Genomic DNA, 12,160 nt, shown 5'->3' with positions numbered 1-12,160 from the left:
TCACGATGCTCGACTAATTCCTAGGAGGGCCTGGACGCGCGCTTGTATGTGCACTTCACCGCCACGGCATGGCGGTCGTCGTCGCGAACCAACACCACCCCGGACTCGGCCTGCAAGTCGAGGCAGAACGTCACCTCTAGACCGTCCAGGTCCCAACGCTGCGACGGACCGGTCTCTTGATCGAGCTGCGCGGGCAGCCCTCGGGTGACATCGGCGATCGCGGCGGCGAGTTCGGCAATCCGCGAACTGTCCGCGACATGTCGTGTGCCAGGGCTGTCCGGAGCCTGGACTTCGACGGTCAATTCCATGGCCACCTTCATACCGTCTGAAGGTCGGCTACGGCAGTGCAGGCGGTGTTCGAATGCGGTGTGGCGCGTCGTGGGTGGCAGGCTCAGGCCAATGCTCTGGTAGGTAACTCGCGCGCTTGGTGGTCGTCCCGCCGCAGCGGCTGATGAGTGGTGGCGACCTGTAGCAGCTAGGTACCCGCCGTGCATGTTCTGCCGGTCGTGCAGCGATCGCTCCGCTCGATCTCGCGGCCGAGCAGTCATACCGCCGCGTTGAGCATGGACAGCTCGTAGGTCACCCGAATCTGCAGATTTCTTCGACCACGTCCATCAGGAATCCGACAACGTCGATTGGTCATGGCAAGGTGCGCACCTGACTGGCAGCCGTGCAGTCCCGCTGGCGCGGCAAAATGCCCGATCTTCAGTGACGGGACCGATTGGGGGCGACCATCCAGGCACTTAGGGTTATCTCTGCTTCACCCCAAGCGACGGCGAGCCGATTGGCGGACTGTGGATGGTTGTGAACACGCATCGAGCGAACTGCGCGAATGCCAAGAACCCAGGTTGCGAGTGCTCCGGTTGCGGTGGCTCGCTGCACGGTTGGGGTGGTTGGGTCGATCTCGCCGTCAAGCCCCCGGCCGTGCGCGAGGAGCGGCGAAAAGCGCTCAGGAGAAATCTGAGCAAGACCTCGGCGGGGAGGCTGGGGTTCAACGCGAACAATCGACAGCAGTCAGTCGACCTCGCTCGTTTGGATCTTGCCGGCCACCTGTGGGGCACCGACCCTCGCCCCACGCCTGATGGCAGCCGCCTGCGTGCTTTCGAGCTCAGTGAGCCGGCGTCGCTGACCTTCGACAACGGGCGGATGAACATCCTCGCCAATGAGGTCATGCACAAGCCATGGCACGAGATCGATGGCAGCATTGACGCCCTCGTCGGTAACAAGCAGACCGCTAGAGAGATCAAGAAAGACCTGGCCCGGCATGGCTGGTGCAGCATGCTGGTGGCGCTGATCCAACTGATCGAGAAGGTCAACAAAGCCATCGGCCTTGTCGCCGACGTAGCCAAGCAGGCACTCAAGACGGCGCTGTCTAAGCGTTTTGGCTCCGGCGTCGCCGAGCGATTGAAGGATGCGATAGTCGACCTCGTCGTCGACAAGGTGTGGTCGGCCCTGGCGCGGCTCCTGGACGCCCACTTTCCCCTTCTGGGTGCGGACACCGTGCGCGTCCTCCGGATGTTGGCCGTGTTCGCCTGCCCGTCGGTCGAACGACACCAGGGCGTCTACCAGCACGCCCTCGTGCCGCTCATGGGTGACGGCCAAGGGCTCGTCGCGGACGAAGTCAAGGCCCAGGTGTCCACCCTGTTCACTGCGTGGTGGCAGCGGAAGGAGTCACCAACTGCCCCGTGACGCCGTCAGTTTCGGCCTGTGGTCCTGAGCGCGACGGGCAGCGCTCAGCGGATGCTTCGGAGGTCAAGGCCTTCCGCCGCGAGTTAGTGCGACGGGCACGGCAGGGCGAAGGCCAGCGAGTTGGACGAAGACCTCGCGCTTGGTGGTCGCGTTGCCTCGGCGGTTGATGGCGTAGCCGGTCAACCAGACCCAGCCCTCGTACGTCGGCCGGTCGCAGACTGAGACGACGCGAAAGGTCAAAGCGCGGTCACCGGCGAACTGCACCGAGGCCAGGCCGTCGATGACGAGCAGGTCGCCGGGGGAGAGGCGCGCGGTCACCAGTGGCCAGAGTTGCGGCTCTGCTCCTGAGCCGACGAGCACTCCCGGGCGTGCATGGTCTGCCAGTCGCGCAGCGCCCGCTTGATCCGGTCGTTCTCCTGGCTGAGCAGCCGTACCGCCTCGTTGAGCATGGCCAGCTCGTCAGCCACCCGGGCTTGGAACTCGCGTACCTCATCGGGGTCGACGCCGCGCCGGCAGGCGGCGAACTCGCGGGTCCGCACCTCGTGCGGCGTCAACCGGCCTGGGTAGCCGGCGGGGTAGGGCTGGCCACCTCGATACACCTGAGCCACGACGGTCCTCTCTGAGGGCAGGCGGGAGCGCGGAAGGTCCCTGTGGTGGGTCTGGAAGGGCGGGCCGTCCGCGCGGGGGCCGCGGGCGACCCGCCCGCTCCGCCGCCGCAGCCCAATTCAGCGGTACGACAGCAGAGCAGTCCGGAGGGTCGGGACGGGCACACGCACCCGCCCCGACCAGGGGATGAGCCGAACTCGTTGCCACGCGAGGAGCAGCTCAGGCTCAAGAGTAACGACCTAGTCGTTTAAGTCAACCACTGAGTGTTGTCGTTCCTGGGCGGTTCGTGATCGAATTGGCGAGCCACGCAAGGAGCGCCATGCCTACAACACCTGACTACATCCGCATCGCCGATGACATCATCGCTGGAGTCAAGGCGAGGAGGCTCAAGCCTGAAGACAAGTTGCCGCCGATCGCGCAGATGGCAACGGACTACCGGGTGGGCACGTCCACCATCCAGATGGTCTACGTGCGACTCGAAGCCCTGCGCGTCATCCGACGCCATCAGGGCAAGGGCATCTTCGTGACAGACCCGAAGACCTGGATGCGGGAGCCGTAGGTAGCGGGCCGGCTACCTACACGAGCCTATTGGGTACCCCCGTCCCGCCCATGGGACGACTAGAGTCGGCGCGTGATCGACCGGAAACTGCTCTTGTCCGACCTGCAGAAGCAGGTCAAGAACCTGGAAAAAGACCTGCGAGAGCAGGCCGAGTCGGTCGAGAAGGTGCGCCTCCGACTGCGTAGCGAGTACGACCACGCCTTCAAGGTCGGCCGCACCGCCGCCACCTGGGCAGCCTGGCGAGATGAGCGGGTAACCCAGGCCGCCGTCGCCTGGGTGCTCGGCACCGTCTTCGTACGCTTCAGCGAGGACAACGGCCTGCTGCCAGATCCCTACCTGGCTGGCCCGGGGGACCGCCTGGTCCTCGCCGAGGAGGCCGAGGCGCAGTTCTTCCGCGACCAGCCCGACAAGACCCTCCGCGACTGGCTGCATCAGGGCTACGACGCCATCGCCAGCACGCAGGCCGGCAAGTCACTCTTCGATAAGCGGCACAACCCGCTCTACCAGATCCCGCTGTCGCACGATGAGGCCAAAAACCTCATCGCCCTCTGGCGTCGGCGTGGCGAGGCCGGCGGACTGGTTCACGACTTCACTGACCCGGAGTGGGACACTCGCTTCCTCGGTGACCTCTACCAGGACCTCTCCGAGGCGGCCCGCAAGACCTACGCTCTGCTCCAGACTCCGGAGTTCGTCGAAGAGTTCATTCTCGACCTGACCCTCAGCCCGGCGATCGCCGAGTTCGGCCACGACGTGGTCAAGATGATCGACCCCACCTGCGGCTCAGGCCACTTCGTCCTCGGTGCGTTCCACCGGCTGTTGAAGGAGTGGGAGCAGCACGCCCCCAACCGCGACCCGCACGAGCGAGTACGCCTCGCCCTCGACGCCGTCCACGGCGTCGACATAAACCCGTTTGCGATAGCGATCGCCCGCTTCCGCCTCTTGGTAGCCGCCCTCCGAGCATGCCAGGTCAAGACACTCGCCGACACCGCCGGCTACGCATATCCGCTGCACTTGGCGGTCGGCGACTCGCTTGAGCGAAGTGAGCAGCGTGCATTCATCGACGAGCAGGGCGAGCTAATCGACTCGAACTACGCCATGGAGGACGTGCAGGAACACGCAGGCATCCTGGAGCAGGGTCGGTGGCATGTCGTCGTTGGCAACCCGCCGTACATCACGCCAAGAGATGAAGCTGCCAATCGGCGCTACCGCCGTGCCTACCCGAAGGTCTGCCACCGCCAATACGCACTATCGATTCCATTCGCGCAGCGTTTTTTCGAACTGGCGATACCATCGGACGGCAACGGTCAAGGCGCTGGTTATGTTGGTCAAATCACTGCCAACTCTTTTATGAAGCGTGAGTTCGGCAAGAAGCTGATCGAGGACTTCCTGGCGCACGACGTCGAACTGACGCACGTTATCGATACTTCCGGTGCCTATATTCCTGGTCATGGCACACCAACGATCCTCTTGATCGGTCGCAACCGGAGTCGTAACCGCCAAGAGATGGTGCGCGCGGTCCTAGGCATCCGGGGAGAGCCGGGAGTGCCGGAGGATCCAGCGGCTGGATTCGTTTGGAGCGCTATCAAGGACCAGGTCGCGTTGTCGGGATCGGACAGCGAATGGGTCAGTGTTGCGGACCTCCCCAGAGGTGCTCTGGCTAGATTTCCGTGGAGCCTTTCTGGCGGTGGCGCCAGCGCCCTTCTCGCGGCGATCGAGGCCCAGACCGCTCGCCTCAGGGGGGCGATTGAGGTGACCGGACGGACAACCCATACAGGGCTTGACGAGGCTTTCTATGTTACAGGCGCGACTGTGATGACGCGGGAGCTTACCGGTGGCGCCGTTCCTGTGGTTCTCGGCGAAGACGTTCGCGACTTCAACCTCGACGCGCCCACTTGGACCCTGTTCCCCTATGATCGGTCGGGTGTTGCGAAGGCGCTTGGCGCTGCGGAGGAAGAATTCTACTGGCGTAGCCGCACCTTGCTGCGGCAACGCGTTGACTTCGAACAGACACCCGAACAGCGAGGATTGCGATGGTTTGATCACAGCATGTTTTTTGCCAAGCGCTACAAAATTCCTCTATCGATCGTAACGGCCTTCGTCGCATCCCACAATCACTTTGTGTTGGATCGAGGTGGCAAGGTATTCAATCGCTCCGCGCCCGTGATCAAACTCGCGGAGGGGGCATCGGAGGACGATCACCTTAGACTGCTTGGCCCACTCGCCAGCTCGGTTGCCTGCTTCTGGCTGAAGCAGGTGAGTCAAAAAAAGGGAGGTGCAAACAACTCAGGCGGTGGGCGTGCCGACCAGCCTTGGTCCTGGAGTTACGAATTTACCAGCACCAAGCTGCAGGAATTTCCGCTGCCATCGGCGTACCCCCTCGAACTGAGTCGGGAGATCGACGGCCTCGCGCAGCGGCTCGCCACGGTGAGCCCGGCGGCGGTCGCGGCCTCCGGTGTTCCCACCCGCGAGCGGTTGGACCCTGCCGCTTACGAGTGGCACGCCATACGAGGCCAGATGATCTCCTTGCAGGAGGAGTTGGACTGGCAGGTCTACTCGCTCTACGGGCTGCTGGACGAGGATCTGACCGCCCCGGAGAACATCCGGCCGCCGATGCTCAGCCTCGGGCAGCGGGCGTTCGAGATCGTGCTTGCCCGCAAGGTCGCTGCCGGTGAGGCGGAGACGCAGTGGTTCGCTCGGCACAAGTCGACGCCGATCACGGAGCTGCCGGCGCATTGGTCGGACGAGTACAAGGCGGTCGTGGAGCGGCGGATCGCGATCATCGAGGGCAACCGCAACATCGGGCTGATCGAGCGGCCGGAGTGCAAGCGGCGCTGGGCCACCGACGGCTGGGACGTCATGCAGCAGAAGGCGCTGCGCGAGTGGCTGTTGGACCGGTGTGAGGCGCGTGAGCTGTGGTACCAGCACGTTGACGGCCTCGAACAGCCACGCCCGCTCACCACCGCGCAGCTCGCCGACGAACTGCGCCGCGACGCTGACGTGCTCAGCGTCGCCAACCTCTACGCGCCCGGTCAGGATCTCGGCAAGGTGATCGCCGACCTGGTCGCCGACGAGCATGTGCCGCACCTGGCCGCGCAGCGCTACAAGGACACCGGGCTGGCCAAGCGCGCCGACTGGGAGCAGGTGTGGGACCTGCAACGGCAGGAGGACGCGCTGCCCGACGAGGCGGCGAAGCGGGAGTTCCGCAAGGGCATCCCGGTGCCGCCGAAGTACACCTCGGCGGACTTCCTCAAGAGCAGCTTCTGGAAGCATCGGGGCAAGCTCGACGTACCCAAGGAGCGGTTCGTCTCGTACCCCGGTGCCAGTCGCGACGGTGACCCGTCGCTGCTGGTCGGCTGGGCCGGCTGGGACCACCGCGAGCAGGCCCAGGCCCTGGCGACCCTGATCGTGGCCCGCGAGCAGGAGGACGGCTGGGCAGACGACCGGCTGTTGCCGCTGGTCGCGGGGTTGCGCGAGATCCTTCCCTGGGTACGCCAGTGGCACGGCGAATTCGACCCGGAGTGGGGTGCGTCGCCGGCGGACATCTACGACGGCTTCCTCGCCGAGACCACCAACCGACTGCACCTCACCGACGAGGCGCTGGAGTCGTGGCGCCCGCCGAAGGCGACCCGCGGCCGCAAGGCCAAGGCGTGACGACCGAGTCAGTGCCGATCGGCTTGTGGTCGGCGGACGACGTCGAGGAACTGACCGGAATCCTGGCGGCCCGCCGTTCCCGGCTGTGGCAGCACGCCCAGCCGGCCGAACTCGCGGCATGGGTGTTCGCCGACCCGCAGCCAGCGCCGCTCGACCCGTCGCCGGCCGCCTTCGACGGTGACTGGGCCGATGGGCTGGACGAGCCGCAGCGCGCCGCCTGGGCGTTTGCGGGGTGGGTGGCCCGGATGGCGGTGCCCGAGGCGGCACCGACTGCCGGCACGCACTGGCTGCTGTCGCGGGTGAGCGGCGGCCACGCTTCGCTGCTGCGGCTGACCGTCGGAGTGCTGGAAACCCTCGGCGTGTACGAGTCGGGCGAGGAAGTGTGGCTGCGGGTGGCTGCGGCACCGATCGGCCTGGCCATGGACGCTGGTACGGCGGACCTGGAGGAATGGGTACGGCGCGGCATCGACGTGGGCGAGGACCGGACGAAGACCTTCGCCGAGGACAAGCTGCTCTTCACCTGCCCCGACATCGACACGGCGCTGTGGCTGCTCCGGCAGCCACCCGTGATGGCCGCCGCCCGGATGCTCAACGCCTGGGTGGCGGCCGGCCCGTTCCCGTTCGAGAGCCGGTATCGACCCGAGGTAGCCGGCCGTGCCTGGCGGGCCGCCGAGGCCCTGATCTCCGATGCGGTGCCCGCCGGGACCGGCGGGGAGCGGGGCTTCGACCGGGAGTACGCCGGGTCGGCTGCGCCGGTCGACCTGCCGGCGCAGCGGTCGTTCGACGCGGACGCCTACCGGGCCGGGGTGAATGAGCACGATCGGCTGTGCCGGGCGCTGATCGATCACCTCAGCGCCGAGGGCATACGGGCTGGTGCGGGACTGCACGACGTACTGGTGGATCTGGCGTGGCGGGATGCCGATGGGCGTCAGTTCATGAGCGTGGTCGGGGGCAACGAGGTGGAGCAGCTGCGGCTGGGCCTCGGTCAGGTCCTCGAATACCGTCACCGCCTGGCGACGCGGGGAGTCGAAGCGACGCCTGTGCTGGTCGTGTCGAGATGCTCGGACCAGGCCTGGTTCGACATCTGCGCTGAGAACCAGGTCGTCCTGGTCCAGGGCGAGGGCCTAGCGGATTGGACGACCGGGCTTCGATCTGCGCCCTGAGGATTCTGTTGGTGTCGCAACCGCGGCGATGGTGCTGTCAGTTCGGGGAGGGAACAAGACGTGACCACTGTTGACACGGCGCAGGTGCCGGTGTGGACGCTCGCCACGGAGGCGGCGAGTGTGCCCGACGTGCTCGGTGCGGATGGTATGACGCCGGCCCGGCTCGCCGAGCTGAGAACGGCCCTGGCGGCACTCGTGGCTGCCCCCATCGCCACGCTGGAGGCCCATCCGATCTCGACCAGACGCGACCGGACCAGCGGGATTCCGCTGCACGCGACCAGCCCGCTCGCTCAACAGCTGTCGCACCTCGTCACTCAGACCGCGGCCTCAGCGCCCAGAACGTTGAATGCCGCCACCTCGGGTGACGTGCTCTACCGCTTGGTGGTGCCGGCCAAGGTCGCTGCACAGGTCGGTAAGGGACTCGTGCGACCCATGGCCTCGAAGGCATCCGCGGGAGGCATTCACGGCGCCCTGGTCAACTCGACCGGCATCGCCGCCCAGGCCACCTTCGTGCCTGTCGCCGGCAAGACCGCTGTTGCCGGGGCGGCGACCGGCTCAGCCGCCACCGCTGGTGTGGCTGCGGCCGGTGCCGGAGCGTTGACGGTGGCCGCGCCGCTCGTGTTGATGGCCGTCGCGGTCGGCGTCAGCGCCTACGCCGATCACCAACGTCAGCAGGCTATCGAGCGAATCACCGACCTCCTGGAGCAGTTGCACGAAGACAGCTTGGAAAGAGAACGCAATGCGTTGGACGGTTGCCGTGACGCCATCGACAAGGCAACGTCGGTCCTCCTGGACCAGGGCCGCGTTGGCCTGTCCTTGGGGCTGGATTCCTCGTCGTACGCGATCAACACAGCGATCGAGGGAACCAAGCGTCGGCTGACGAAGTGGCAGCAGGCGCTTGCGGCGCTGCCCGATGGCCCGATGGAACTGAGCGTGTTGACGAAGGCGTTCCACGGCATCAACGAAGAAGGCGGTGCGTTCCGCGCCCACGTGGAACTGGCGCGACTCGCCATCGCGCTCAAACGCCGGGTGCTCGTGCTTCAAGCGGTGGAGCACGCCCAGCTGGCGGGTGCGGACAACCCATTCAAGAGCTTTGTCGTGAGCCTGCAGGAGGATGAGCGTCGCATCGACGAGTTGGAGTCAGGCATCAACTCGGTTCTGCTTCGGCTGTCGTCGGTGGAGCTGAAGCGTCACAGCGGCATCCGAAACATCATGTTCACGCAGGGCGAGGTCGACGAGCTACTCAAGGCGGCGTACCGCCTGCGGGCTTTGGGCGACGGCCTCAACGTGTGGAACCACCGAGCCGACGTGGCGATTGAGATCGAACGAAGCAGCGACGGATCACTCGTAGTGTTTCCTGCAGTCGCTGCCTGACGGACGCCGCGCGCCGGGCGGTGTGACGGCGGTGCGCACCTGCGTCATCTGAAGGGACCTGAACTGTCCTCACCGTGAAGCCGGTCTCAGCGGCCGGCCGGGATGGAGGGAGCGGTGGTAGTGAGAGACATCCCGTCCGGCTGGCGCATTAGGGAAATGCTTCCTGTCCGGGGGCGGCTGCAGCAGTACCGGCTCCAGTCAGCTGTGACGTTTCCGTGCGGCCGCTGCGGCCGAGATACGACGACCCAGACAGTCGCCACCCTTGAATGGGACTGGTCAGCCCCGATATGCGAAAGCTGCCACGGCGAACTGTCCAAGACCACGCACGCCGACCCCATCTGGCCAGTGGTTCCCGAGCCGTGGAAGCCGTCCGTTCCAGAGCCGCAGAAACCTGCGTCAACCAATGCGAAGCCGCAGAAGCGAGAGGCCCGCACTGGGTCACCGGGGAGCCTGCCCAGTAACTTCGTGCAACTGGCCACGATTCTGCGTGACCGGGCAGCCGGGGCAAAGCTGACCTCCGAAGAACGGCAGGCGCTCAAGACCCTCGCGGACGGCCCCATCTTTCCGGTGGCGTTGCGTTATGCGGAGTTGCTGGATGAGGGCGAGGCCATGGTGGCCAGGCATAGCGGACGCCCCGTGACCAGCCACGCCAAGGCGCTGGCTCGGCGACGCGTCGACGCTGTACGGAGCTTTGAGAACCACTACCGGCAACGGCTCGCCCACGTGCGGAGTACGAGCAGCATTCCAGATCGATTGAGCGTCCTGGTAGTGCGAGAGATAGCCGGAAAGGAGTACGACCGGGCGCTCGCCTCCGTGCTGCGGCAACGAGGTTTGAGCGCCGAGGCTATCAGCGTCCCCACTGTTCGCCTCTGGTCCTGGCTCACCAGTGCGGCAGGCGCCCGGCCGCCCGGCAATGAAGCTTTGCCCCCAGGGGTCCGCCGGCTGCTGCGTATGCACGACGCGGCCTTCGTGCAGGCCGTAGTGGCCGATGCGAAGAGCTCCCATCCGGAGGCGGCCTTTGAACATCCCGCTGTCGTGGAGCGTTGGGCGTCGTGCACCGGCGAGGTCGAGTCTCGGCTGAGGTCTGCCCGTGACCAGTGTGACCGGACGCTGAGTGGGAGGGTGCCGAAGGGACAGCGGGCCAAGGAGATCGGCAGGCTGCGCTCCGCCGCAGGCGCATACGCGATGGCGTCGGCACGCAACCTGATGGCTGACTTCGCGCTGAAGTCGCTTCGGCTGCAGGTGTTGCAACAGTACGGGCAGCAACGATTTCAGCAGTTCCGTGTCGCACTGCTGAAGGAGGCCATGGAGGCGGTCTTTCGGACCGAGCCGGCATTGGCAGCCGAGGTGGCGCGGGCCAGCGCGGACCACCGGCGGACCTGCCCGCAGTGGTCCCCGAGTAACCCCTGTTTGACGTGCGCGCCAGGGGTGGCGAACGTCGTACGCGAGCGACTCTCGTCACGGGCGGGTGCGAGTGCGGGCAAGGAACAGACTGCGACCTCCGCGCTCTCTGAGGTCGAAGCTGGGGATGTCACGGGCAGCACCTGTAGCCGCGGCCCTGAATCCTTCGCCTGCTCGGATCTCCGCGGGCAACTGTCGGCGAACCTCGGGCGGATGGTCGGTGTCACCGAGCTGCGACATGACAGTGGAACGGGACGCTTCGGCCATGGCTGGGTGACCGAGCACGGGGAGTGGGGCACCGGAGGCGGCGACGCCGCCAATGTGCATGACGCATGGCTGCAGGCCGTATGCCGTACGGCTCTGGAGCTTGGCGGTGGGGTGTCCCGCGTTCATGTTCTGTGTCGCAACCAGCGAGCAGCCTCCGTGGTGAACCACGTTGTGAAGGTCAAATTCGTCGCCGAAGCGCTGGGATTTCCGGTCACCGAGCAGACCCGGAAGCTGCTGACACGGCTGATTGAGAGCCGCGGCAAAGTTTCGGCATCAGCTAACTGCTGCCAGGAGAGCCACCGTGGGGCCGAGGCGGCAGGGCGACTGGCCGACCTCGCGATCCGCGCTCGCCAGCCGGGCGGGACGGAGGCCATCAAAGCCGCGGGGGACAAGATCGCAGAGGAGTTCCGCAGGCTGTCAGCGGCGGCCAGCGTGCACTCACCGGAGGAGAGCGGCAGGGCGCTTTGGGTGCCGGGCGGCTCCAACGCGGGGGAACTCCACTGGCGAGGCGCGTTGCGTCGGGTTCACCTAGCCGATGGCTGGACCGAACTCCCTGACGGACTGAAGGCCACAGTCGAGGACAGACAACGGCTTCGTCTCGTCGTTGACCATCCCCGTCGAGGGTCCACGCCCCTTCAGGTCGAGAGCGAGGTACTACTTCGGCGTACCGGCCGACGATGGGAGCTGCACGGGGTGACCTGGCCCAGAGGGATACTTCCGGGAACCCTGGTCACCTACCGCTGGCGTGCGAGTGAACGCCTCATCAGGGCAAGCAGCCAACTGCTGCCGCAACCAGAGCGGATCGATGAGCTGACCTACCGACACCGGTACGATATACGGGTTGTCACCAGGGAGAACGCACCCGGAGCGGAACAGGGTGGGCAAGTCCATGATCTGTCGGATGCGGCCTGGGTGATGCGTACCCTGCGAATCTTGGGTCACCTCAGTGCGGACGGCAGCGCGATCCTGGCTGAGGAAGCGCTCGTGCATAACTGCCTGGAGCTGGGCCTGCCGCAGAAGTGGGTGAAACGCGTCCATTCTGCGGTCGAGCGGCTGTTGAAGGAGCAGCGTATAGGACGCGTATGGGGAAGCCTGGACGGCAGCGGCCAGCCCAGCTATCCGCCGCAACGCGGAGAAAGCCGAATCCGACTCCTCCGCTACGCTCCGCGACTGGAACGCCTCGCCCCGCCCTCACCCAGGCGCCCGCAAGCACAATCCCCTGGCCGTGAAGAGATGGTGAACGGTTTTGTCCGTCGCCTCCCGGCCGGGCGGCAGGCATCCGACGAACAGAAGGAACTGCATCATGAGGCGGTCCGCGCCAAGCGAATGGTGAACCGGCCACTCCCCGACGGCTACACATTTGTGCGTCCCCACCATCGCAAGCGGTGAGTCAGCCGACGACCTGCGGAACCGAGTTCGGCTGAGGAAGCGGACCTGACGGTTGCGCCGT

Annotated in this window: 9 protein-coding genes; 6 read left to right on the top strand and 3 right to left on the bottom strand. The window is 66.1% G+C overall.

Annotation, left to right across the window (positions count from 1 at the left end; genetic code table 11):
- Positions 1-20 precede the first annotated feature (20 nt).
- Positions 21-308, bottom strand: a complete 288-nt coding sequence (locus tag ACGF3C_RS28155; protein ID WP_393226636.1) for a hypothetical protein — start codon at positions 306-308, stop codon at positions 21-23.
- A gap of 490 nt (positions 309-798) precedes the next feature.
- Here ACGF3C_RS28155 and ACGF3C_RS28150 point away from each other — a divergent pair, with 490 nt between their 5' ends.
- Positions 799-1,689, top strand: a complete 891-nt coding sequence (locus tag ACGF3C_RS28150; protein WP_393226634.1) for a hypothetical protein — start codon at positions 799-801, stop codon at positions 1,687-1,689.
- Positions 1,690-1,752: 63 nt separating this feature from the next.
- Here the strand turns inward: ACGF3C_RS28150 and ACGF3C_RS28145 are convergent, their stop codons facing one another.
- Together ACGF3C_RS28145 and ACGF3C_RS28140 are read right to left on the bottom strand one after the other, a co-directional pair.
- Positions 1,753-2,007: a hypothetical protein gene (locus tag ACGF3C_RS28145; RefSeq protein WP_393226632.1), complete on the bottom strand. Its 255-nt coding sequence runs from the start codon at positions 2,005-2,007 to the stop codon at positions 1,753-1,755.
- The gene (locus tag ACGF3C_RS28140) at positions 2,004-2,297 is read right to left on the bottom strand and encodes a DivIVA domain-containing protein (protein ID WP_393226630.1); all 294 of its coding nucleotides are present in this window, start codon (positions 2,295-2,297) and stop codon (positions 2,004-2,006) included. The genes ACGF3C_RS28145 and ACGF3C_RS28140 overlap by 4 nt, the downstream gene beginning before the upstream one ends.
- Before the next feature lie 317 nt (positions 2,298-2,614).
- On the opposite strand from ACGF3C_RS28140, the gene ACGF3C_RS28135 reads away from it, so the two are divergent.
- The 5 genes from ACGF3C_RS28135 (at position 2,615) to ACGF3C_RS28115 (ending at position 12,099) form a co-directional block, all read left to right on the top strand.
- On the top strand, positions 2,615-2,854 hold the full coding sequence (locus ACGF3C_RS28135; protein ID WP_393226628.1) for a winged helix-turn-helix domain-containing protein: 240 nt from the start codon (positions 2,615-2,617) through the stop codon (positions 2,852-2,854).
- 72 nt (positions 2,855-2,926) lie between these two features.
- Positions 2,927-6,505, top strand: coding sequence for a BREX-2 system adenine-specific DNA-methyltransferase PglX (pglX, locus tag ACGF3C_RS28130; protein WP_393226626.1), 3,579 nt, complete (start codon positions 2,927-2,929; stop codon positions 6,503-6,505).
- Positions 6,502-7,668 carry a hypothetical protein gene (locus ACGF3C_RS28125; RefSeq protein WP_393226624.1) on the top strand — a complete coding sequence of 389 codons (1,167 nt, stop codon included), beginning with the start codon at positions 6,502-6,504 and terminating at the stop codon, positions 7,666-7,668. Before pglX ends, ACGF3C_RS28125 begins: the two co-directional genes overlap by 4 nt.
- A gap of 60 nt (positions 7,669-7,728) precedes the next feature.
- Positions 7,729-9,042: a hypothetical protein gene (locus ACGF3C_RS28120; RefSeq protein WP_393226623.1), complete on the top strand. Its 1,314-nt coding sequence runs from the start codon at positions 7,729-7,731 to the stop codon at positions 9,040-9,042.
- A 465-nt stretch (positions 9,043-9,507) separates the two neighbouring features.
- Positions 9,508-12,099, top strand: a complete 2,592-nt coding sequence (locus ACGF3C_RS28115; RefSeq protein ID WP_393226621.1) for a hypothetical protein — start codon at positions 9,508-9,510, stop codon at positions 12,097-12,099.
- Positions 12,100-12,160: the final 61 nt, after the last annotated feature.

It is taken from the genome of Micromonospora sp. NPDC047762 (assembly GCF_043204655.1).
Taxonomy (GTDB): domain Bacteria; phylum Actinomycetota; class Actinomycetes; order Mycobacteriales; family Micromonosporaceae; genus Micromonospora.
Note: the sequence above shows the minus strand (reverse complement) of the source record. Positions and strands in the feature narration are given on the sequence as shown.